The sequence below is a fragment of the Acinetobacter sp. WCHAc060025 genome (assembly GCF_004209355.1).
GTDB classification, from domain to species: domain Bacteria; phylum Pseudomonadota; class Gammaproteobacteria; order Pseudomonadales; family Moraxellaceae; genus Acinetobacter; species Acinetobacter wuhouensis.
Genome location: NZ_SGSX01000003.1, coordinates 201572 through 224659 on the forward strand (window position 1 = coordinate 201572; position 23088 = coordinate 224659).

Genomic DNA, 23088 nt, shown 5'->3' on the forward strand with positions numbered 1-23088 from the left:
ATCTGAACTCAACAGTTTCAAGATCTTAAACAACTTTATCTGTTTATGTTGTGTAGTTTTATCATAATCTGTACGGTGTAAATGTAGCAAATCATTGCAGAAATCGGGTATTGTTTCCAAGTTTATATAAATACAACCGTGGATTCCTATGATCGGCGCATTGATGCTTGATATTGCAGGCACAGAACTTACTCAAGAAGATATTGAACTATTACAAGCTCCGCAAGTCGGTGGCATGATTTTATTTTCAAGAAATATAGAATCTCCTGCACAAGTCCGTGCCTTAACCGATCATATGCGTCGTATTCGACCTGATATTCTGATCGCTGTGGATCAAGAAGGTGGTCGCGTACAACGCTTAAAAAATGGGTTCACACTACTTCCTGCTATGGGTAAGTTTGGTGAACTTTACTTAACCCAACCTGAAAAAGCACTAGAACTGGTTGAACAATGCGGTTGGCTCATGGCAATCGAAGTCCTCGCTGTCGGTATTGATTTTAGTTTTGCACCCGTTTTAGATCTCAATGATATTAGTGATGTGATTGGTGATCGTGCTTTTGCAAAGAATGTACAAGATATCGTGCCACTTGCAAGTGCATTTATGAAAGGTATGCAACGTGCGGGCATGGCGACTACAGGCAAACATTTTCCTGGTCATGGTTCTGTAAAAGCAGATTCGCATGTTGCAGCAGCGGTTGATACTCGTGAATATCAAGATATTTACGATAATGACATGCAAAGCTTTATCAAACTACAATCGCAGTTAGATGCACTGATGCCTGCGCATGTGATCTATGAAAAAGTCGATCCAAATCCAGCAGGTTTTTCACCGTATTGGATTCAAAAAGTCTTACGTCAAGAATTGAAGTTTGATGGCGTGTTATTCTCTGATGATTTAAGCATGCAAGCAGCCTGTGTCGCAGGTGGTGCAGATGCTCGTATTCGTGCAGCTCTAGATGCTGGTTGTGATATGGGCTTGGTATGCAATAATCGTGAATCAGCATGCACAGCACTAAGTGGTATCGAAAATTTACCTATGCCGAATCAAGAGCGTTTAGAGCGCATGCGTGGGAAAATTCCACAAATTAACATTGGCGAAACTCTCGATCTTGGAAATGAATGGCAGGCTGTCAAAAAAGTCATTGAAGATTTTAAGAATTCACTTTAAAAAGATAAAGCTCCCTCCTTTTAAAAAGGAGGGTTGGGGAGGATTTAAGGTATTATTGAATAAATTAAATTTTCATATTCCTTTTTGATTATCGTTTAATCTCTGTAAAGTAAATTTTAAATTAAAAAAAGAAAAGTTAAGGATAACCATGACTCAAGCGCTATCGAAGCATCGCCATATTTCATTTACAGCTCACTACACAGGCTATATCTGGTATCAAATGGGGATTTCACACCCACTACTCGCAACCTCCAAAGGTAAAACTTTGGCAATGATTGCGCACCCCATCGAAAGCTGGGGCGAAAAATATGTCGGTGGTAGCATGCGGACTACACTCAAAGAACGCCATACCATGCTTGACGATCATCTCCGCCAATTGATTGAGCAACATCCTAACTTACAAGTGCTAGAAATAGCAGCTGGGCTTTCACCACGTGGCTGGTGGTTTAGACAACATTATCCAATGATTGACTATCGTGAACTGGATTTGCCCGATATGGCAAATACTAAACAAACAGCGCTCAAACAAATTGATGCTAATAGCCCTGAAGTACTCTCAGTCGATCTATTTACTGAAGACTTCCAAAAAGCGTTTGAGGTTTTCGATCCAAGTCGTCCATTGGTGGTGATCAGTGAAGGCTTAATTAATTATTTTACCAAAGAGCTTTTACAACAACTCATTCAATCCATTGCATATTATGGCAAAGACTTCCAATCACTACATTACCTCACTGATCTTTATCCTGAGCCAGTGAAAAATAAACTTGCCAAAGTCATTTGGAGCAGTAGTAAGCTGTTAAAAGTCATGTCACGAAGTGCCTTTAGCTTTCACTTTGTTACTCCTGAAGAAGTACGCAATTTTATGCAACAGGCAGGCTTTTCTAAAGTTCAAGTGATTCAACCCAGCCTTTATTTCAAAAAAGACAAAGTGGGATTAGATCCTGAAGAACATTTAGGTGATTTGGTCTGGATGATTGATGCGAGTCTATAACCAATCTCAATACACAATAAAAAAACCAGTCATTCGACTGGTTTTTTACATCCACAATCTTTAGTCAACCATCACTTAAGCCAGAGCTTCCTCTTCCACTTCACACGTTTCTTGACCTTGACTTTGACGAGCAATAAAACGCAATAAACGATCTGCATTTTCAAAACTACCATGTTTGAATAAGGCACGAATACCCTGCTCTGAAGTTTCGAAAATCAAACATTCAATCGCAAATTCACCTTCATCATCACTTAAATTCAATGCCAAATCACGCGTATGTTCATTCACAAAATCCAAGTCATTTTGCGTATTAAGCTTCATGAGTAAGCCAAAATAATTCACATCGACAATGTCTACAGGGATCACTTTATTCGAATGTCGATGTGTCAATTGACGATGTGGCTCTAGCACCTGAATACGTTGCTCTCCACGACGTTCAATATTTTGCATTTCTTCACGTGTAAAGTTAATAATGCCATCTAAACCTTGAATCGATTTACCTTGTAGATAAGTTGTGAATAGATGCATGGTTTCTTTACGACGTTGCAATTGTGGGACATGATCTGCATTGGCAATCATCGCAAACTGCATATCTGGGCATTGCATCGCAAATTTTGCATTTTCATGAGGCAAAGTAAAACTATCATACTGACCACATGCCACCAATGTATTGACTTGTGGTGCAGGCACATGACTTAGACGCAGCAAGCGATTACAGTTAATTTCATAACGCTCTTGCTCAGTATTGGAAAACTCTGCCATTTGCTTAAAGAACAATCTTTTCGCTGTTGGCGACATACGAGTTTTATCCATTTTGGCATGATTGACCAAATATAGAATGACGGCTTGCCCAAACTCATCCATGCGTTGTTCTTTCATCAACATCAAAGATTCTTCAAGTAGCATGCGCCAACTTTTTCGGGTTTCCTGCATCACGCCCATCAGAATCATGCGTTCTACCAATTCTGGACGTTGATCTACAAAGAATGAGGCAATTACAGAACCTAAGGAAATACCGACTACAGCAACTTTTTGAATGTTCACAATATCAAGCCATTGACCTAACATACGTGACAGATCAGGTAATGCCAATGTACCTGCAGACAACCCCGTATCCACATTGGTAATTTGTTGATTTGCCCCCATAGAAGGCAAATCAATAAGAATGACTGGACCACTTTCAAAGAATTGCTCAACACAATACTTATAGGAATTAAAATTTTGGAATGCCCCACCGACAATCACAATAGGCGTATTGTGAATCGTTCGAGGATCTGCGATTGCCATATATTCAACTTTCCAGCCATCAATCCATGTCTCTCGAGGCTGTTCTTTAAAGCTGTTTTTATGATAGATGTCAAAAAAACCAAAGCTTGTTAAAGTTTGGTTCGTTTCGGTGTCCATTTGGATAATGGAATTCATATCCTTCCTCCATCCCTGCTTTATTCTTTTAATCTGCAAGAAATATAACCTACATTATTCTTTCAAATTTGTGATACGTATAAGTTCTGTATCACATCAATGTCCTTATTGTTTCATTCTTACAGATGTCGGATTTATACGCAATCGCAAAATTGACCGCTTATCTTGTTTAAATGGTAAAAAGAATTTCAAAATATGAATAGGTAAGCTTGAGAACAAGTTTATTTCAGAGAAATACTTCCTTGCTATTGCTTAGACTGCTACTATCAAAGGGAAATTTCTAAGTGATCAAATAAACTGCTATGCAAGATTCCATCGAACAGTATATGCAAACTGTAGGTCAACAAGCTCGCCAAGCCTCTCGTGTTTTGGCTGGTGCGACTACACTTGCAAAAAATAATGCCTTATCTGCTATTTATACTGCTTTAGAAAATAGTGAACCGCAAATTTTAGCTGCCAACCAAATTGACATGACCAAAGGTCGTGACAACAACTTGGATAGTGCCCTACTTGATCGCTTAGAACTCAACCCCACACGCTTTAAAGGGATGCTACAAGGCTTAAAAGATGTGATTAGCCTCGTTGACCCAATCGGTGAAATCACAGATTTGGCTTACCGCCCTACTGGTATTCAAATCGGTAAAATGCGTGTGCCTTTAGGTGTGGTCGGCATGATTTATGAATCACGTCCGAACGTGACCCTTGAAGCTGCCTCTCTTGCACTTAAGTCAGGAAATGCGATTATTTTACGTGGTGGCTCTGAAGCATTGAACTCAAACCAAGCCATCGCTGAAGCAGTTCAACATGGTTTAAAAGCGGCTGGTTTACCTGAGACTTGCGTGCAAGTCCTCAATACACCTGATCGTGCTGCTGTCGGTCAATTAATCACGATGTCTGAATATGTCGATGTCATTGTACCGCGCGGTGGTAAAGGCTTGATTGAACGAATTACCAATGAAGCAACGATTCCAGTGATTAAACATTTGGATGGGAATTGTCATGTCTTTGTGGAAGCACAAGCAGACCTACATAAAGCTTTGCCAATCGCACTAAATGCCAAAACGCATCGCTATGGTGTATGTAATGCCATGGAAAGCTTGCTTGTGGATGAAAAAATTGCAGATGAATTCTTACCGCGCATTGCTGAACTCTATGCTGAAAAGCAAGTGGAATTACGTGGTTGCCTAAAAGTACAAAAACTTTTAGGTGATACCGTAAAGCCTGCCAGTGAAGAAGATTGGTATGAAGAATATTTAGGTCCAATTTTGGCAGTCAAAATTGTGTCTGGAATTGAAGAAGCGATTGAACACATCAACAAATATGGTTCACACCATACCGATGCGATTATTACTGAAAACTTTAGCCTAGCACGTCAATTCTTAACACGTGTAGATTCAAGTTCAGTGATGGTCAATGCATCAACCCGCTTTGCCGATGGTTTTGAATATGGCTTAGGTGCTGAGATCGGTATTTCAACTGATAAAATCCATGCACGTGGTCCAGTCGGTCTAGAAGGCTTAACCTCGCAAAAATGGATTGTTTTAGGTGATGGGCAAATTCGCCAATAATTCAATAAATTAGCAATATAAACTCAGTATTTATTTCAATAGGTGCTGAGTTTTTTATTTTCAATCTGTTTTTTTGTGAATATTCAAAAAAATCTTTTGCTTACAAGAAAAACATAAAGACTCTAGCGAAGCGTGTAAATGAGTGATAATTTTTAGCAATCAACTGATAAATATTAAATATTAATCAATTTCAGGTCGATCATCCAAAAGTCTAATCACCTAAAGTCTATCTAGGACAAAAAAACTACACATGGTACAACATCACTACTGATCTAAATTGCCCTGCAAAGAAGCGTAATCAGATCAATCAGGATGACTTTTTCAAATTACAATTTCGGGTATTAAAACGTGTCTACATCAGTATTAGTAATTAACTGCGGATCTTCATCAATCAAATATGCGCTTGTTTCTGAACGTCGTGAAGATCGAATCTTTGGTCTTGCAGAAAACTTAGGCTCTGCTGAGGCACGTATCAAAGGCGTCACAGCGGGTAATCAACCGCTTGAACTTTCTATTCCACATGCTGATCATGAAAAAGCATTGGAAACGATCTTAGGTCGTCTGTCTCAATACAAACCAAAAGCGATTGGGCACCGTGTTGTACACGGCGGTACTTCGACTAAGGCAGAATTATTAACACCTGAAATTGTAGACAAAATTCGTGAAGCAACACCGCTTGCACCACTTCACAACCCTGCTCACTTGGTGGGTATCGAAGCAACAATGCGTTTGTTCCCTGAACTTCCTCAAGTTGCTGTTTTTGATACTGCGTTCCATCAAACGATGCCTGCACATGCATACCGTTATGCATTGCCAAAATTCTTATATACAGAACACAATGTACGCCGTTATGGCTTCCACGGTACAAGTCACGCTTATGTATCTGAGCGTGGTTCTGAACTTGCAGGTAGCTACAAACACGGTGGTTGGTTAACAGCACACTTAGGTAATGGTAGCTCGACTTGTGCGATCTGGAATGGTCAATCTGTAGATACATCTATGGGCTTAACACCGCTTGAAGGCGTAGTGATGGGTACTCGTAGTGGTGATGTAGATCCAAGTATTCACAGCTTCCTTGCTTCGAACTTAGGTTGGGACATCTATAAAATTGATAAGATGCTCAACAGCCAATCAGGTCTATTAGGTTTATCTGATCTTTCAAATGACATGCGTACTTTGATTGAAGCATCTGAACAAGGCAATGAAGATGCAACTTTAGCCATTGAAGTATTCTGCTACCGTTTAGCAAAATCACTTGCAGCTTTAAGTTGTGGTCTTCCACGCATTGACGGCTTATTCTTCACGGGTGGTATTGGTGAAAACTCTGCTTATATCCGTGAAAAAACCATTGCATACTTACCGCACTTCGGTTTCAACCTCAGCAAAGAACACAATGATGGTTTAAAACGTGGTACAGAAGGTCGTATTGATGCAGGTACTGGTCCACAAATCTGGGTTGTTCCTACAGATGAAGAAGGTCGTATTGCTAAAGAAACTGAAAGCGTTGTAGAACATGAGGTACAACAGGCTGCAAAAAAGCATGAATCTGATATTGCGACAGCTTAAGCTGTCCTAACACCTGTAGCTGTCGAAGGGATGATTTGATCATCATCCCATCACTGAAAATAATCTGGTTTTACCCAAACACAACAGATAAATGAAGAACTCCGACAAATCCTGTACGGAGTTTTTCATCACAAACCTTTGAAAAATTAACAGCTTTTTATTTATTAAAGAAATAGTCTATGAAAACGATTTTATTGGTTCCAACTGGAGAAGGCGTAGGTCTAACCTCTGCTTGTTTAGGTTTAGTATATGCTTTGGAATGCCAAGGTGTTAAAGCAGGTTTTGTAAAACCATTTTCACAAGAATTAAATACCGATCCAGATCGTACCACGGCACTGTATCGCCATATTTCAAAGTTAGATACAGTTGAGCCTATTTCTTATGCGAAGCTGACTCAGCAATTAAACAATGGTGAAACTGATGAACTGCTTGAAGAAGCTGTCAGCCTACAACGCCAAGTCGCGAAGTCACACAATATTATTATTGTTGAAGGTTTAGTACCGACTGCACGTGATTCTTTTGCGAGTGATTTAAACGCATCATTGGCTCAAGCTTTAGATGCCAAAGTTATTTTTGTTAGCAATGCAGATATTACTAAACCAGAACAAACAGCTGAAAAAGTTGAAGCGCAACTACGCAACTTTGGTGGTGCATCATCTTCGCGTAATGCAGGTGTTTTATTCATGCGTACGCGTGGCTTACCTGCGGATTCTGCACAGATTCCTGTCACCATTGATCCGAATTTACGTTTAATTTCAGATACCAATAATTTCAAAAATGAAATTCATAAAACCCATGCCCACATTGGTTCAACTGAGTTTCCAATCATTGGTTTAGTACCATTTAGCGATACTTTGAGTGTGCCACGTATTTCTGACCTCGCACAACAAATCAAAGCAACTTGGATCAATGAAGGCAAAGCAAAAACACGTCGTGTTTTACACAGCAGTTTGATTGCTGCAAATATTGAACATGAGTTACATAAATTCACGGCAGGCGAATTGATTATCAGCGCATCTGATCGTATTGATGTATTACTGGCAAGTAGTCTTGCAACCAGCAATGGTATTCCACTGGCTGGTCTTGTTTTGACTGAGCACCATGAACCAAATTCATTGGTACTAGATTTCTGTCAGTCTGCAATTAAAAATGGTTTACCAATTTTACATACACCATTAAGCACTTTTGAAACTGCACAACAATTGGCGAATTTAAGCAATGAAATCCCAGTGGATGATACTGATCGTGCGGATCAAGTGACACGTTTTGTTTCAAGTCATATCAATCAAGAATGGCTGATTCAAATGCTCAATGGTGATTACAAACCACGTTTATCACCTTCTGCATTCCGTCATGAATTGGTACAAAAATCAATTGCGGCGAAAAAGCGTATTGTACTTCCTGAAGGTGATGAACCACGTACCATCCAAGCAGCTGCGATTTGTCAATCTCGTGGAATTGCACAATGTGTTTTATTGGCAAAACCAGAAGCGGTTCTTGAAGTTGCTAAAGCGCGTAATATCGAATTGCCATTTGACTTAGAAATCATTGATCCTGATTTGATCCGTGAAAACTATGTGACCAAAATGGTTGAATTACGTAAAGGCAAAATCAATGAGTTGCAAGCACGTGAACAACTACAAGACACGGTTGTACTCGGTACGATGATGCTAGCACTTGATCAAGTCGATGGCTTAGTTTCTGGTGCAGTCCATACGACGGCGAATACTGTACGCCCAGCGTTCCAACTGATTAAAACAGCGCCTGATTATTCACTGGTGTCTTCTGTATTCTTCATGCTATTGCCTGATGAAGTCTATGTATACGGTGACTGTGCGATCAACCCTGATCCAGATGCAGAACAATTGGCTGAGATTGCCATTCAATCAGCAGATTCTGCAAAAGCGTTTGGTATCGACCCACGCATTGCCATGATTTCTTATTCAACAGGAACATCAGGCGCAGGTGCCGAAGTTGAGAAAGTCGCGAAAGCCACTGAGATTGCGAAACAACGTCGCCCTGATTTATTGATCGATGGTCCATTACAGTACGATGCTGCTTCAGTAGAAAGTGTTGGTCGTTCTAAAGCACCTGATTCTAAAGTTGCGGGGCGTGCCAATGTATTTATCTTCCCTGATTTAAATACAGGAAACACCACATATAAAGCGGTACAACGTTCTGCCAATGTCGTGAGTGTAGGACCAATGTTGCAAGGCTTGAATAAACCAGTCAATGACTTGTCTCGTGGTGCTTTGGTGGATGATATTGTATTCACCATCGCCCTAACTGCGATTCAATCTGCACAACAAGAAGCTTAATCACTTCATCTGATTTTCAAGTTGATACTCAGCCATCCAATTGAAAAATTGGGTGGTTTTTTTTAAATTAAAATCAACAAAGACACATTAAATCAAATATTTAAAAAATAATAGCGATCACAACAAGTATAATATTCACGTTTTATTTGATTGTTTTTTATTTATGAATTTTAAATCCTTATCTACAGCATTCACATTTGCCTTATTCAGCAGCTCTGCTTTTTCTTATACTTTCGATCCACTGATTGGGACATGGAAAGTCATTGATCATCGCACAGACGCATATATTTCCGACATTGTGATTCGCAAAAACTCCAAAACACAACAGTACAGTGCCGTGATTACTCAATTGCATGGTGCTTCAAAAAATTTAAAAACCTGTCAAAAATGTACTGGAAGCCTTAAAAACCAACCTGTTATCGGTATGGAGGTATTACAAGGGCTTAGTTCAAATACAAACAAAAGTCACTTTAGCCATGGTCTGTGGACAAATCCTGACAATGGTTACCAATATAAAATCAGTGGTCAGTTAAATCCCCCAAAGACACAACTGCAAATAACAGGTCGCACCACACAAAACCATACGACTTCTATGCTCTGGATCAAGTTACAGGATGTTCACTAAACGATAACTAAGCTTTAAAACAGTTTAAAAGATCCCTTCCTTTTAATGTACATCGCATCAGTAAAATTTGAACATAAAAAAAGCCCGACATCCTGTCGGGCTTTTTCCGTATTTGATGCTTAGGTATGGCTCCTGTCTTACCTCACATTCCTTGTTCTGTATTGTCTTTTTATTTTCGGAGTATCCTGCTCTCTATGTCCCCATGATAAAAAAATATAGATGTGCTGTATATTGGACAACGCCTTCAATTCATGTACGCCATAGCGTACAAAGACATATTACGACGCTACACAATCATTCGGCGTTGACTCAACAGCAATCCTTTACTTCATGCCACAATATCCACGCTATTGATCAATCTTTAAAACACCTTGTTCACTCACCGTCGCAGCAAACTTACGCTGTTGCTGTGCATCTAACATCACCAAACCTGAAGCACCTTGATTATTTAAAAACAAATAATTGGAAGCACCATTCTGATGATCAAATTTGATGTGTGAGCCTTTGGGATCTATTTCAAGTTTGACATTTAGCAAAGGCTCTGTGATTGAAGCCAGTTGAATCTTGGAAAATCCTGCTTGATCTAATTCAATACGAGCGCCAACTTCGCCTTGTAAATTCAACAATTGAATTGATGCTAAACCTTGTTCAACACTAAGCCGAATCCGTGGTTGATCATGCTCATCGACAATTTCCAATTCTCTTAACTTAAGTTTTTGCTGAATGTCACTCATATTTAATCTCTCTATTATTTTGTTGTGAGTTGTTTAAATATTTGAATATAGTTATTTGCTTTTTCTTCAAATTGATGATCACCTGCATCAAAATACCAATTTTGCACAGTGCAAGGCTTCACTAAGCCCAACTGTTCCAATTGAAGATGTGCATCATAAACATCAAGCAAAGCCTGAACTAATACAGCGCTCAAATCTGCTTTGATCTGTATGCCTGTATCTAAAATACTCGGTGCAAAAGCCACACTTTCCAAACCCAATTGTTGTGCAGTTCTAAATGCGATTTGTACCGCTTTTGCGGTATCGGCTGTGCTCCAATCTTCTGGACTTCCCATACCAATTAACAAGACTTTTTCAGACTGAATATTCGGCTGAGCTTGGTCAAATAATAAAGTTTCAAAACGCACTGCTTGAAAGAGTTTTTGCTCCCGAATGTGTAGCAATTTTCCATTTAAAGTTTGGTTGAGATCCGCAAGCCCACCTTGTATAGGTGCGTGATCTACCTCATGATCAAATAGACAACCGCAGGATAAATCCACCTTTGCTGTTACACCATCCCAAGTCACTATATTGAGATTTAATTTTTTGTATTGACCAATAAGAAACTGTTTTGTATTAGGCATTTTCAATATTCGGTAGAGTGATTGTTGTTATTTTGCCGAATTAAACAAAAAAGAATCGTTGAAAAATGCTGATAATTTGTGGTGTTTTGATTAAAAGAACGACAGCATCGATTAGCAGAACCAAAATTAGAGAGCCTTGAATCGTTGCTAAATAGATTAACATCAAGATAACATAAGTCTTTTAAGACAAACCTAACTTATTCTTATATCTTATCTATCTTACTGTGCTTTTAAAATCATAAAATGACGAATACTATAATACCCATCCAATGTTATCCAATCTAATTCACGCATCACTTTTTGTATTTCTTCACAAACATCATTATTCCTCAATACTTCAACCGTCAAATCTCCCTGATTATTTCCGATGAATAATCGAAACCACGCCAAAGTATCTAAGTTTGATTCTTTCTGGATCTCGGAGGAAAAACTATCGAACCAATTTTCAGGTAAAGTAGGGAATTCATCATTACTCATTAAACGTGTTCCCATCGCACCCAAATAAGCCTGATAAGTTACCCCTTGGATTTCCCATTGTTCAATGGTGACCTGATCACCTTGTGGTAAATCCCAAAATGCAACAGCAAATACATGAAATGAATTTAAGCAAAAATTTTGCAAAGCATCCGTAATAGCATCATTGTCTTCTCCAATCCCTGCAAAGCACTCAATCATCAACTCACTATCATGATGTAACACTTCAATCTGTAAACAGCCATTTACCGTGTAAGGAAACCATAAAGCTCGAATTGCTGGATACTGTGTGAAATCCTGATATGGAACCAACCAATCCTGTTCCATTGCGTAGGGAATATTATGCTGTTCAAATAACTGCTGAATAGGTTCAATAATTGGAATCGAGTGCATTGATTTATTCTTTTAATGAAATACTTTCCACATTTAACAGTGCCAAGTCACGATGGTCAATCTCTTATTTTCCTCACCAACCACACCGTATGCCCTGTGCAGTCTTGATCTTCCGCGATCATCAACACCTCCTCGAAACCGTAAATTTGGAATAATTCACGATATTCTTCTAGTGACAAACTGGCATGATACAAAGCATCACCAAACAGATCACCAACTGCTTCACCATGCGCAGGACCACTTGTGAACATTAAAGCTGTGCCCTGTTCTGAAAATTTTGTAAATTGCTGGAACATCGCACGCTGATCATCGGATCTAAGATGAAAAAAACTATCCCAAGCAATCATCCCTTGAAACTTTTGATCAAGTTCAAGCGTTCGCATATCTGCCTGAATCCAATGTAAATTTGGAAAAGAGTGTTGTGGAAAATTCTGCTGTGCCATTGTGATCATACAGTCGGATGCATCCACACCTGTCAAATCATACCCTTTCTCAATAAAGTATTGAGCAATCGGTTTTCCTGAACCACAGCCTAAATCTAGAATATTAGACTTTTGCGGAAGCAAAGCTAAAAATCGGTCAAGCCATGCTCGCTCATAAAGATATTCTCCACGTAGTTCAGTCCATGCATGACTATGTTTTTTGTAAATTTCAATAATATTTTCATAAAGATAAGTTTGATCTGTCATAGTCAAAAATAGAGGAATAATTTTTATGATCAGTATAAATGGGGAAATTATTTATTGTTGTATTTAAAAAGTTTGAAACATAAAAAAAGAAGATAAAGCGTTAGGCTTGATCTTCTTTCTGACCGTACATCCAAGTTGCTGCAATATAAACGCTAAAGCCCACAACCATTAAGATACTCGAAATTGTCATATTTCATTACTCATTTTTGGACAGGCTTATTATGTGAAAGTTTTATGACAAATATATGACAGCAATGTCATATTTATAAAAATTTCTAGTTCAACAAAACTAATCAATATATTTCAAATACTTATAAATTAATTATTTCTAAAATAAATCATTAATATTTCAAAAAACTGCTTTTATATGACAGACATTCACGATTTTCACGCTGAAATATGACAAAAAATTGTCTGATGTAATTTATTAAACTTTAGACCAAATCTTAAGCAAAGTGCCGACAAAACTTGGATTATCACGTATAATTTAGCCCGCTAGCTATCAGCCCGCTCAAGAGATTTTCGATATGACAACTATTATCAAGCAAGATGACTTGATCACATCGGTCAAGGATGCGCTTCAGTTCATTTCTTACTATCACCCACAAGACTTCATCCAAGCGATGAGCCGTGCTTATGATCGTGAAGAGAACAAAGCTGCCAAGGATGCAATTGCACAAATCTTAATTAACTCACGTATGTGTGCAGAAGGTCATCGTCCAATCTGTCAAGATACTGGTATTGTGAACGTATTTGTTGAAGTGGGCATGGATGTTAAATTTGATTTAACCATGAGCTTAGACGATGCGATTAACGAAGGTGTCCGCCAAGGTTACCTAGAAAATTCAAATATTCTACGTGCATCTGTTCTTGCAGACCCAGCGTTTGGTCGTAAGAATACCAAAGATAACACGCCTGCAGTGATCTATCACAAACTTGTTCCTGGTAACAAAGTTGATATTACTGTTGCTGCTAAGGGTGGTGGTTCAGAAAACAAATCTAAACTTGCAATGTTAAACCCATCAGACTCAATCGTGGATTGGGTACTTAAAACTGTTCCAACAATGGGTGCAGGTTGGTGTCCGCCTGGTATGTTGGGTATCGGTATTGGTGGTACTGCTGAAAAGGCCATGATGCTTGCTAAAGAAGCATTGATGGAAGAGTTGGATATGGACGAATTACTTCGCCGTGGTCCACAAAGCAAACTTGAAGAACTTCGTATTGAAATCTTCGAAAAAGTGAATGCGCTGGGTATTGGTGCGCAAGGTCTTGGTGGTTTAACCACAGTTCTTGATATTAAAATCAAAGACTACCCTTGCCACGCTGCGGGTAAACCAGTCGGTATGATCCCGAACTGTGCTGCTACTCGTCACGCTCATTTCCAATTGGATGGTTCTGGCGTTGCACACATTCAAGCTCCTAAACTTTCTGACTATCCAGAAGTAACTTGGGATTCATCACAATCTAAACGTGTTGACCTCGACAACATCACTCAAGAAGAAATGAACACTTGGCAACCAGGTGATACATTGCTTCTAAACGGAACAATCTATACAGGTCGTGACGCTGCACACAAACGTATGGTTGATATGTTGAATAAAGGTGAACAGCTTCCTGTCGACCTTAAAGGTAAATTTATTTACTACGTTGGTCCAGTAGATCCTGTGGGTGATGAAGTTGTTGGCCCTGCTGGTCCTACGACTGCAACGCGTATGGATAAGTTCACTCGCCAAGTCTTAGAAGCAACCGGTATGTTCGGTATGATTGGTAAAGCGGATCGTGGTCCTGCTGCGGTTGAAGCAATCAAAGACAACAAAGCAACTTATTTGATGGCTGTAGGTGGTGCGGCTTACCTTGTATCTAAAGCAATCCGTGAAGCTGAAGTCGTTGCTTTTGCTGACTTGGGTATGGAAGCAATTTACAAATTCAAAGTACAAGACATGCCTGTATCTGTTGCTGTGGATGTCAATGGTACGTCTATCCATGCCATTGCACCTAAAATCTGGCAAGCAAAAATTGGAAAAATTCCAGTGGTTGATGCTGCTGCGAACTAATCCGAGATTTAGAAAGATACAACTTGTATCTTAATGAAAAAGCATCCTATGATTAGGGTGCTTTTTTATTTTGAGTTGAATAATGAAAATAACACGAATCTTCGCACCAATGCTGTTTACATGTTTCATCTGGGGAATTCAATCTACGGCTTTTGCAACAGTTGCAACCGATAAAAGTGTCGATAAACTTATACAACTTTCTAATATCTCGGAAATTTTTAAACAAAGTACTCGAGATATGCAACCTTACTTTGATGAGCAAGCTGAAGACCTTGTCCGTCAAATTACAGGTGCTCAGACACTGAATATTGAACAGCAAAATGCAGTCTTACAAATCAGTGCGCTATATACAGAAGTACAGCAAAATCTCGTCACCAATCCTGAATTTACAGATATGTTTAAAGCCTTGTTCAAAAAGACTTTTACTGAGGAAGAAGTCCAAGCCAACATTGCTTTTTTAAGCACGCCACTAGGGCAATCCATCAATAATAAAACGAATAGTTTAATGACTGAGATATTACAGGAAACAACCTTATTCTCTCAGAAACAAATGCTTAAGCCTGAAAACCAAAAAGTACTCAAAGCCAAAATGGAAGCCATACTCAAACCAATTCTCCCAACTCAACCTTAAGACCTTTGTAAATTCAATCAAAATGACGTTCAATCACTCAGGTATTTTATGAAATTATTGCCACAGCTTCTTTTAATCGGTTCATGTCTGACAGCAAATCTAACTTTTGCAGCACCTGCATCTGATCAACAAATACAACAGCTTCTCAATGTCATGAATCTTGATACACTTTTGCAAGAGACCATACAAAAAATTCGCCCTCAGTTGGATCAACAGGCGTATCAAATTGTCAAAATGACGGTAAAGAAAGATCAGCTCAATCCACAAGAACAAATCGTTGCCAATGAGCTTTCCGATAAACTTTACGCTCAAAGCCAGAAGACCGTGTCTTGGGATCAAATGAAACCACTTTATCAAAAAATTTATAAAGAGGTTTACAGCGCAGAAGAAATTCAAGCACAAATCGAGTTTTATTCGAGTACCGTAGGGCAATCTATTCTGAAAAAAACACCGCAAGTCGCTCAAGAAACCATGGCACTTATGAATACAAGATTGATGTCGAGTATGCAGACAACAGCAGATGATTTTAAGGAAATCAATAAAAAACTAGATACGTTAAAAAAAGCTGCCAAGAACAAATAAATATAAAAAAAGAGAGCTACGCTCTCTTTTTTTTATTCAACACATCACCAAGTCATTGGGTTCCATAATTTAAATGGTGTCGCCAAATGCACATCATCACTGACTTTATATGGTTCACCTTTAATTTCTTGCTTCGGTTTAAGCACACGTCCATCAGCAGTCACTTCAGCAACAAAGTTTAAGCCAGGTGATTTAAGTTGAGTCATCGCTATTTCTTTTAAACCTTGGCGAGTTGGCATTTGCATCAAAGGTCCAACACGCAATAAACCTGCTTCACCATTTGGACCACCACGGAATTTTTCTTCTTCATATTTCACAAAATACTGCCCACCCTCTTCAACAGTAAAATAGGCAACTTTAGGCTTTTGGAAATGGAAAACAGCCAGAGGGCGACTCAGACTTAACTTATAATCCCCTGGTGCAAGCTCAATCCAGTAATAATGATTACTAATCAAACTTGGAATACGTTTTCCATTTAAAAAGAAATTGGTGGGAATAATTTCCTGGCGATTCCATTTACTATCTGCACGATAAAAATAAACCACAGCAGCTTGAGCACTTTGAGGTTTAACCAGTTTAAAATATTGTCCTGGGGTTTGATTTACCCAAGAGCCAACTGAAAAACCACCTACTTTATATTGATCCAGTTTTTCATGAACAAATGAATCTTCTTTTTTAAAATCAATCGGATTTAAAGTTGATACAACTTTCGTGGATTGCTGTTCAATTCCTTTATGACTTTGGCAAGCTGTTAACCCACAACTGACCAAAATGATTAGACCTAAGTAACGCATGATTTTCCCTCACCACGTATTTTTTATTTTCGTTATTTAATAAAATAATTTGAATAAACACTATTTTCCACAGTCAGCTTAACATTTCAATGACTTTTTAAAAATAAAAAAACGTGTAAATAGTCAAGCTAATTACACGTTTCGGATGAATTGCAAAGTCAATTCGATCAAAAACAACTTTTACGCTGATTTTGTATCAAGTACTTTTAAATCCACTTTTTCAACTTCAACATCATCCTGCTTTGGCTGACGTTCTGGTTTAAATTCTGGTGCAGCTTTATCATTGATCACAGCTTCATTAATCACAACTGTGCCCACATCTGTACGGCTTGGTAAGTCATACATAGTTTCAAGCAATACATTTTCCAGAATCGAACGTAGACCACGCGCACCAGTATTACGCTCAAGTGCCTTTTTCGCCACTGCACGCAATGCAGAATCTTCAAATAATAGATCTACATCTTCCATCTCAAAGAGATATTGATATTGACGCGTTAAAGCATTTTTTGGTTCAGTCAAAATTTGCATCAAAGCTTCTTCATCAAGCTCTTCAAGTGTTGCGATGACTGGCAAACGACCGATAAACTCTGGAATTAAACCAAATTTAACAAGGTCAGTCGCTTCAACCTGACGGAATAATTCAGATACTTTCTTGGTATCATCTTTATTCTTCACAGCAGCAGTAAAACCAATACCGCCTTTTTCTTGGCGCTGTTGCACGACTTTCTCTAAACCTGCGAAAGCACCACCACAAATAAACAAGATATTCGAAGTATCGACTTGAATAAACTCTTGCTGTGGATGCTTACGACCGCCTTGAGGAGGAATTGATGCAACTGTACCTTCAATCATTTTTAACAATGCTTGTTGTACACCTTCACCAGACACATCACGAGTGATTGATGGATTTTCAGATTTACGCGTAATCTTGTCAATTTCATCGATATAGATAATGCCCTTTTGTGCCTTTTCTACATCATAATCCGCTTTTTGCAACAGCTTTTGAATGATGTTTTCAACATCTTCACCGACATAACCCGCTTCAGTTAATGTCGTCGCATCTGCCATCGCAAAAGGTACATCAAGCAAGCGTGCAAGTGTTTGTGCAAGCAAAGTTTTACCCGAACCTGTTGGTCCAATCAGCAAAATATTACTCTTCGCAAGTTCAATTGCATCTTTAGGTTTATTTGCAGATTGAGTGACTTTTAAGCGCTTGTAATGGTTATACACCGCTACAGATAAAGTCTTTTTCGCAGTGTCTTGACCAATCACATATTGATCAAGCGCAGCACGAATTTCATGTGGTTTTGGTAAAGGACGTGATGCCCAATCACCAGTTTCCACTTGCTGACTTGTTTGAACTAAGTCTAAGCATACGTCCACGCATTCATTACAAATATACGCGTCCTCGCCTGCAATCAGCTTACCGACTTCAGACTGCGTTTTACCGCAAAATGAACAATGCTTTTGTCCTTGAGGAAGATCGGACATTTTCACTCCAAATTCTTAAATCTTATCTTTAAATGTTTAGTCTTGAGGGCGTTTGCTTAACACCTGATCCACTAAACCATATTCTTTGGCTTGTTGCGCTGTCATGAAATTATCACGATCTGTATCTTTTGCAACACGCTCATAATCTTGACCACTGTGTTCAGCCATCAAACGATTTAAACGTTCTTTGATAAATAGAATTTCACGTGCATGAATTTCAATATCAGATGCTTGACCACGGAAACCACCTAATGGTTGGTGAATCATAACACGTGCATTTTCAAGACAGTAACGCTTACCTTTTGCACCAGCATTCAACAAGAATGCACCCATAGATGCTGCTTGACCCATACAATACGTCACAACATCTGGCTTAATGAATTGCATGGTATCGTAAATCGCCATACCCGCAGTCACCGAACCACCTGGTGAGTTGATATATAAATGAATATCTTTATCAGGATTTTCAGCTTCTAAAAACAACATTTGCGCAACGATAAGGTTGGCCATGTTGTCTTCAACTTCACCTGTTAAAAAAATCACACGCTCACGTAAAAGACGTGAAAAAATATCGAAAGAACGCTCACCACGAGAAGATTGTTCAACGACCATTGGCACTAAAGCGTTTTCAATTGATGGAACATACATATGTTATTTATTCCTGAATTCTTGTAACTGCACTCATGTTCACAATATGCGGGATAATTGCTGAAAATGCAAAATATTCCCAACTAAATATCAGATATTTTTTGCATAAGTATTGTGAATGAATCGAATAATTTATTTACAACTTCATAAAAAAAGGCGCCGAAGCGCCTTTTTTAGATCAAACAACTTAGCCTTGTTGACGCGCTTGTTGTTCTTTTAACAAATCTTGGTAGCTTACAGCTTCATCAGTCACTTTTGCAGCAGCAAGAATGTGATCAACTACTTGATCTTCTAACACAACGCCTTCGATTTGAGCACGTTGTTGTTTGTCATTTTTGAAGTATTCGATCACTTCAGTTGGATCTTCATAAGAAGAAGCCATATCTTCGATATAAGCATCTACACGAGTTTGATCCACTTCAAGTTTAGCATCAGCCAATACTTTGCTTACTAAGATGCCAAGTTTAACTGATTTTTCAGCTTGTTCTTTGAACAATTCATCTGGAAGCATGCTGCTGTCAAATGCTTTTGCACCTTGAGCACCAAACTGTTGAGTGAATTGTTGAATCATTTGTTGACGTTGACGGTCAATTTCTTGAGCTAACATAGACTCAGGAACTTCAACTTCGTTTGCAGCAACAAGCGCATCAAAAGTTGCACCTTTCACTTGGTTACGAAGACCGTTTTTCACTTCACGTTCCATGTTTTTACGAACATCAGCTTTTAATTTTTCAACGCCTTCTTCTTCAGTTAAACCAAAGATTTTTAAGAATTCAGCATCAATTTCAGGAAGTTTTTGTTTTTCAACAAGCTTCACAGTGATTTTGAATTGAGCAGCTTTACCTGCAAGGTTTTCAGCTTGGTAGTCTTCTGGGAAAGTTACGTCGATAACTTTCTCTTCGCCTTTCTTCATACCAACGATACCGTCTTCGAAGCCAGGGATCATACGACCAGAACCTAATACAAGTTTAAAGTCTTCAGCAGCGCCGCCTTCAAACTTTTCACCGTCAACAGTACCTTCAAAGTCGAAAGTTACTTGCATGTCTTTTTTAGCCATGCCTTTAGTTTCAGTCCATTCAGCACGTTGCTTTTGAAGGTTTTCAAGCATTACGTCTACATCTTTGTCATTCACTTCAGATGATTTACGTGTTACTTCAAGACCGTCAAATTTAACTTCAACTTCAGGGTAAACTTCTACAGTTGCTTGATAAACTAAAGCATCATCTTTGTTTTCAACTTTGTCGATGTTCGGCATACCAACAGCGTTGATTTTTTCTTGTTGAATCGCTTCAAAAACAGTGTCACGAATTACATCGTTCACTACTTCTTGATAAATACCCGCACCATATTCGCGACGTACAACGTCTAATGGCACTTTACCTGGACGGAAACCATTGATTTTCGCAGTTTTAGCAGTGCGTTTTAAGCGAGCTTCAAATTGCGCGTTCACACGGCTCGTCGGTACAGATACATTTAAACGACGGGCAACGCCCGAAACCGCTTCAGAAGTTACTTGCATGGCTTCCTCGATAGAATTTAGTAATTACAGTTTTTTAAAAAGTGCCACATTATATGACAACATTAAAGGATATACAAAACAGGATAACGAAACTATCGTTTTTTTTCTTAGCTTTCTAGTCATTATTATTTTTTTCAATGTTTTAGAATAATTACTCATTTTTGTATATTTTTTATTGCAAACGATAAACTTTATCATTATCATTTGTTTGTTTTTTATATTTTATTTATTTTCATATATTTATCTCGTCCACTTGGAATTCTATTTATGAGTACATCCCCACTCTGCCCACTCGCACTTGCGATCCTGAGCATTACTGCAAGTTCAGCATTTGCAAATACAGCCAGTCCTGAAAACACTACGACATCTCATCAACTTTCTACGATTGTGGTTACTGCATCTGGGTTTGAGCAAGATATTAAAAATGCGCCTGCAAGTATTAGTATTGTGACAAAGGATGATATTGAAAAGAAAAATGCAACAAGCATTTCAGATTTACTTTCAGATATTCCAGGTATTGATATTCGAGATGGTATTGGTAAAACATCTGGTTTAAATATAAAAATGCGTGGATTAGGCAATGAATATAGCCTTATTTTAATTGATGGGCGTCGTCAAACGACTTCATCAGATGTTACACCAAATGGATTTGGTGAATCTTCAAATGGTTTTTTACCGCCATTAGCAGCAATTGAACGTATTGAAGTTATTCGTGGCCCTATGGCTACACGCTATGGCTCAGAAGCTATGGGTGGAGTCATCAATATTATTACCAAAAAAGTGACTGATACGTGGAGTGGTAACGTTACTCTAAGTGGTAATGTTATGGAAAATAATAAAGAAGCTGACTCATGGAAAACAAGCTTCGTCCTGAATGGCCCATTAATTAATGACGTTTTAGGTTTACAGTTACGTGGTAGCTTCCTCGATCGTCAAAAATCTGAGCGTATTCCTGGTACTTCGGGACGTGATCCACGCCCATCTGAAGCAGATGTTTACGATATCGGTGGAAAGGTTAATTTCAAACTCAATGATCAGAATAATTTTTGGGTTGATGGTTTCCAATCAAGCCAAACGTATAGTAATGCTGGAGATCGTCTAGGAACTCAAGATACTGCTAGTCGCGCCCGTGGATATAAAGATGAGCTAGAATTTAACCGAGAACAATATTCACTCGGTCATGAAGGAAACTACGCTTTTGGTAAATGGAACTCTTATGTTAGCCAGACTGAAACGGAAACCAAAGGTCGAACAATACCAACAGGTACATTCGCTAAAAATGCATATGCAGGTGCTGATCGTCACCTAAAAAATACTGATCTTGTTGCCGATACTCACATTATCGCACCTATTGCTAATCACACCTTAACAGTTGGTGCTGAATATAAAAAAGCAGAAGTTGCCGATGATCTTGCAGGTATGGGGGCTAAGTTTGACAAAGATTCCTACTCTTTTTATGCAGAAGATGAATGGCATCTTATGGATAACTTAGCATTTACTTTCGGTGGGCGCTACGAAGACCATTCAGGTTTTGGTGGTCAATTTAGTCCTCGTGGGTATTTTGTATGGAATGCATCTGATGAGTGGACGCTAAAAGGTGGTGTAAGTACAGGATACAAAGCACCCTCACCAAAAGCACTACATGACGGCGTAATTGGTGTGAGTGGTCAAGGGGCAAATTTCCAAATTGGTTCACCAAATTTGAAACCTGAAGAGTCTATTAACTATGAGTTAGGCTTTAACTATAACAATGGTAATTTAGACCTAACTACCACTGCTTTCTTTAATAAAATTAAGAATCTAATCACAGATGGCCCAGACCTATTAAACTGTTCCTTTACTACAACACCAAATAGACCAAATTGTGTGAGCTATGGTGCACACATCACACAAGATACATTTTCCCAAAGTATCAATGCAGATGAAGCAGAGACTAAAGGTGTTGAACTCAGTTTGAAGTACAGCATTATTCCAGAATGGGATGTTAAAGCTGCCTATACTTACATGGAGTCTGAAATCACTAAAGGGGAAAACAAAGGTTCATATTTAAGTAATGTGCCTAAAAATGCATTCAATATGACATCAACATGGCATATCAACAATGCATTTGACCTTTGGTTACAACATGAATATAAGTCTGAGCGTAAACGCTATAATACAGAACAAACTTCTGGTGATGCTGCCATCATTTATCAAGCGACTGGAAATAAATTGAAAGGCTATAATTTATTTAATTTAGGTGCAAATTATTCAATTTCTGACAATATTCGTGTGACAGGCGCTATAAATAACTTGTTAGACAAAGACTTTACTAAGAATGGTAGTTATATAGACGCTAATGGTGACCCTGCTTCTTATTATGATTACATGGTGATTGGTTCTGGTATGTCTGGTACTTACCTCCCAGGTAGAAATTACTGGTTATCACTTTCTTATGATTTTTAAGACTCTATAATCAATAACAAGTTGTTTTTTAAATATAGCCCTGTTAATACAGGGCTATATTTATTTGCAATAATAACTATAACTTAAAGCAAAAAAACCATTTTATTTTTTATTGTTCCAGATTCTCTCAAACCTCATTTTAAAAAGCTGTTTGAATCTTCAACAAACTTACTTAATGATAAAACAGCATCCATGAATCATCCTTTTTTTAACATTTTGAAATATTTCAATTTGAAAAAAATTAAATAAATATCAATATTTTATTTTAAAAATATCTTTTCCTTAATTTATTTAGACGAATTTTAATGAGAAAACCATCGACAATTTCAATAAAAAACAGATGCAATAAAAAA

Annotated in this window: 19 protein-coding genes; 10 read left to right on the forward strand and 9 right to left on the reverse strand. The window is 38.3% G+C overall.

Translation table 11 applies throughout. The annotated features are described in order from the left end of the window. Positions 1-148 precede the first annotated feature (148 nt). Complete coding sequence (nagZ, locus tag EXE09_RS03805) at positions 149-1168, forward strand: beta-N-acetylhexosaminidase (RefSeq protein WP_068973082.1); 1020 nt, start codon at positions 149-151, stop codon at positions 1166-1168. A 148-nt stretch (positions 1169-1316) separates the two neighbouring features. After that, the gene (locus tag EXE09_RS03810) at positions 1317-2159 is read left to right on the forward strand and encodes a class I SAM-dependent methyltransferase (protein WP_068973081.1); all 843 of its coding nucleotides are present in this window, start codon (positions 1317-1319) and stop codon (positions 2157-2159) included. Positions 2160-2234: 75 nt separating this feature from the next. On the opposite strand, the gene EXE09_RS03815 is transcribed toward EXE09_RS03810, so the two are convergent. Beyond that, on the reverse strand, positions 2235-3581 hold the full coding sequence (locus EXE09_RS03815; protein WP_130116396.1) for an alpha/beta fold hydrolase: 1347 nt from the start codon (positions 3579-3581) through the stop codon (positions 2235-2237). A 302-nt stretch (positions 3582-3883) separates the two neighbouring features. On the opposite strand from EXE09_RS03815, the gene EXE09_RS03820 reads away from it, so the two are divergent. The 4 genes from EXE09_RS03820 (at position 3884) to EXE09_RS03835 (ending at position 9658) form a co-directional block, all read left to right on the forward strand. Further along, positions 3884-5149: a glutamate-5-semialdehyde dehydrogenase gene (locus EXE09_RS03820; protein WP_130116397.1), complete on the forward strand. Its 1266-nt coding sequence runs from the start codon at positions 3884-3886 to the stop codon at positions 5147-5149. Between the two features lie 348 nt (positions 5150-5497). Continuing rightward, a complete protein-coding gene (locus EXE09_RS03825; RefSeq protein WP_130116398.1) occupies positions 5498-6715 on the forward strand; it encodes an acetate/propionate family kinase in 1218 nt (405 codons plus the stop codon). A 179-nt stretch (positions 6716-6894) separates the two neighbouring features. Beyond that, a complete protein-coding gene (gene pta, locus EXE09_RS03830; protein WP_068973077.1) occupies positions 6895-9033 on the forward strand; it encodes a phosphate acetyltransferase in 2139 nt (712 codons plus the stop codon). 163 nt (positions 9034-9196) lie between these two features. Further along, on the forward strand, positions 9197-9658 hold the full coding sequence (locus EXE09_RS03835; protein ID WP_130116399.1) for a DUF2147 domain-containing protein: 462 nt from the start codon (positions 9197-9199) through the stop codon (positions 9656-9658). Between the two features lie 347 nt (positions 9659-10005). Here the strand turns inward: EXE09_RS03835 and EXE09_RS03840 are convergent, their stop codons facing one another. The 4 genes from EXE09_RS03840 to EXE09_RS03855 all read right to left on the reverse strand — a co-directional run bounded on the left by EXE09_RS03840 (position 10006) and on the right by EXE09_RS03855 (position 12571). Further along, positions 10006-10392 (reverse strand): hypothetical protein, encoded by a 387-nt coding sequence (locus tag EXE09_RS03840; RefSeq protein WP_130116400.1) that lies wholly within the window; start codon positions 10390-10392, stop codon positions 10006-10008. Between the two features lie 14 nt (positions 10393-10406). Then, the gene (locus EXE09_RS03845) at positions 10407-11015 is read right to left on the reverse strand and encodes a M17 family peptidase N-terminal domain-containing protein (protein ID WP_130116401.1); all 609 of its coding nucleotides are present in this window, start codon (positions 11013-11015) and stop codon (positions 10407-10409) included. 219 nt (positions 11016-11234) lie between these two features. Further along, the gene (locus EXE09_RS03850; protein ID WP_130116402.1) at positions 11235-11882 is read right to left on the reverse strand and encodes a DUF6348 family protein; all 648 of its coding nucleotides are present in this window, start codon (positions 11880-11882) and stop codon (positions 11235-11237) included. 56 nt (positions 11883-11938) lie between these two features. Then, complete coding sequence (locus EXE09_RS03855; RefSeq protein ID WP_130116403.1) at positions 11939-12571, reverse strand: class I SAM-dependent methyltransferase; 633 nt, start codon at positions 12569-12571, stop codon at positions 11939-11941. A 527-nt stretch (positions 12572-13098) separates the two neighbouring features. Between EXE09_RS03855 and EXE09_RS03860 the strand changes: the two genes are divergently transcribed. The 3 genes from EXE09_RS03860 (at position 13099) to EXE09_RS03870 (ending at position 15838) form a co-directional block, all read left to right on the forward strand. Next, positions 13099-14625 carry a fumarate hydratase gene (locus EXE09_RS03860; protein ID WP_087552393.1) on the forward strand — a complete coding sequence of 509 codons (1527 nt, stop codon included), beginning with the start codon at positions 13099-13101 and terminating at the stop codon, positions 14623-14625. A gap of 82 nt (positions 14626-14707) precedes the next feature. Further along, positions 14708-15256, forward strand: a complete 549-nt coding sequence (locus tag EXE09_RS03865) for a DUF2059 domain-containing protein (RefSeq protein ID WP_228255437.1) — start codon at positions 14708-14710, stop codon at positions 15254-15256. Positions 15257-15304: 48 nt separating this feature from the next. Further along, complete coding sequence (locus tag EXE09_RS03870) at positions 15305-15838, forward strand: DUF2059 domain-containing protein (RefSeq protein ID WP_130116404.1); 534 nt, start codon at positions 15305-15307, stop codon at positions 15836-15838. A 44-nt stretch (positions 15839-15882) separates the two neighbouring features. Here the strand turns inward: EXE09_RS03870 and EXE09_RS03875 are convergent, their stop codons facing one another. The 4 genes from EXE09_RS03875 to tig form a co-directional block, all read right to left on the reverse strand. Then, on the reverse strand, positions 15883-16632 hold the full coding sequence (locus tag EXE09_RS03875; protein WP_130116405.1) for a DUF2846 domain-containing protein: 750 nt from the start codon (positions 16630-16632) through the stop codon (positions 15883-15885). 180 nt (positions 16633-16812) lie between these two features. Then, a complete protein-coding gene (gene clpX / locus EXE09_RS03880; RefSeq protein WP_130112880.1) occupies positions 16813-18123 on the reverse strand; it encodes an ATP-dependent Clp protease ATP-binding subunit ClpX in 1311 nt (436 codons plus the stop codon). Positions 18124-18159: 36 nt separating this feature from the next. After that, on the reverse strand, positions 18160-18771 hold the full coding sequence (gene clpP / locus EXE09_RS03885) for an ATP-dependent Clp endopeptidase proteolytic subunit ClpP (protein WP_068973066.1): 612 nt from the start codon (positions 18769-18771) through the stop codon (positions 18160-18162). A 187-nt stretch (positions 18772-18958) separates the two neighbouring features. Continuing rightward, positions 18959-20290, reverse strand: a complete 1332-nt coding sequence (gene tig / locus EXE09_RS03890) for a trigger factor (protein ID WP_087552390.1) — start codon at positions 20288-20290, stop codon at positions 18959-18961. A gap of 267 nt (positions 20291-20557) precedes the next feature. On the opposite strand from tig, the gene EXE09_RS03895 reads away from it, so the two are divergent. Then, positions 20558-22735 carry a TonB-dependent receptor domain-containing protein gene (locus EXE09_RS03895; RefSeq protein ID WP_087552389.1) on the forward strand — a complete coding sequence of 726 codons (2178 nt, stop codon included), beginning with the start codon at positions 20558-20560 and terminating at the stop codon, positions 22733-22735. Positions 22736-23088 lie beyond the last annotated feature (353 nt).

Coding starts and splice junctions, on each gene's coding strand:
- EXE09_RS03840 (WP_130116400.1), bottom strand. CDS start 10,392: ATGAGTGACATTCAGCAAAAACTTAAGTTAAGAGAATTGGAAATTGTC.
- EXE09_RS03815 (WP_130116396.1), bottom strand. CDS start 3,581: ATGAATTCCATTATCCAAATGGACACCGAAACGAACCAAACTTTAACA.
- EXE09_RS03810 (WP_068973081.1), top strand. CDS start 1,317: ATGACTCAAGCGCTATCGAAGCATCGCCATATTTCATTTACAGCTCAC.
- nagZ (WP_068973082.1), top strand. CDS start 149: ATGATCGGCGCATTGATGCTTGATATTGCAGGCACAGAACTTACTCAA.
- EXE09_RS03820 (WP_130116397.1), top strand. CDS start 3,884: ATGCAAGATTCCATCGAACAGTATATGCAAACTGTAGGTCAACAAGCT.
- clpX (WP_130112880.1), bottom strand. CDS start 18,123: ATGTCCGATCTTCCTCAAGGACAAAAGCATTGTTCATTTTGCGGTAAA.
- EXE09_RS03895 (WP_087552389.1), top strand. CDS start 20,558: ATGAGTACATCCCCACTCTGCCCACTCGCACTTGCGATCCTGAGCATT.
- tig (WP_087552390.1), bottom strand. CDS start 20,290: ATGCAAGTAACTTCTGAAGCGGTTTCGGGCGTTGCCCGTCGTTTAAAT.
- EXE09_RS03845 (WP_130116401.1), bottom strand. CDS start 11,015: ATGCCTAATACAAAACAGTTTCTTATTGGTCAATACAAAAAATTAAAT.
- EXE09_RS03835 (WP_130116399.1), top strand. CDS start 9,197: ATGAATTTTAAATCCTTATCTACAGCATTCACATTTGCCTTATTCAGC.
- EXE09_RS03875 (WP_130116405.1), bottom strand. CDS start 16,632: ATGCGTTACTTAGGTCTAATCATTTTGGTCAGTTGTGGGTTAACAGCT.
- EXE09_RS03860 (WP_087552393.1), top strand. CDS start 13,099: ATGACAACTATTATCAAGCAAGATGACTTGATCACATCGGTCAAGGAT.
- EXE09_RS03865 (WP_228255437.1), top strand. CDS start 14,708: ATGAAAATAACACGAATCTTCGCACCAATGCTGTTTACATGTTTCATC.
- EXE09_RS03850 (WP_130116402.1), bottom strand. CDS start 11,882: ATGCACTCGATTCCAATTATTGAACCTATTCAGCAGTTATTTGAACAG.
- clpP (WP_068973066.1), bottom strand. CDS start 18,771: ATGTATGTTCCATCAATTGAAAACGCTTTAGTGCCAATGGTCGTTGAA.
- EXE09_RS03855 (WP_130116403.1), bottom strand. CDS start 12,571: ATGACAGATCAAACTTATCTTTATGAAAATATTATTGAAATTTACAAA.
- EXE09_RS03870 (WP_130116404.1), top strand. CDS start 15,305: ATGAAATTATTGCCACAGCTTCTTTTAATCGGTTCATGTCTGACAGCA.
- pta (WP_068973077.1), top strand. CDS start 6,895: ATGAAAACGATTTTATTGGTTCCAACTGGAGAAGGCGTAGGTCTAACC.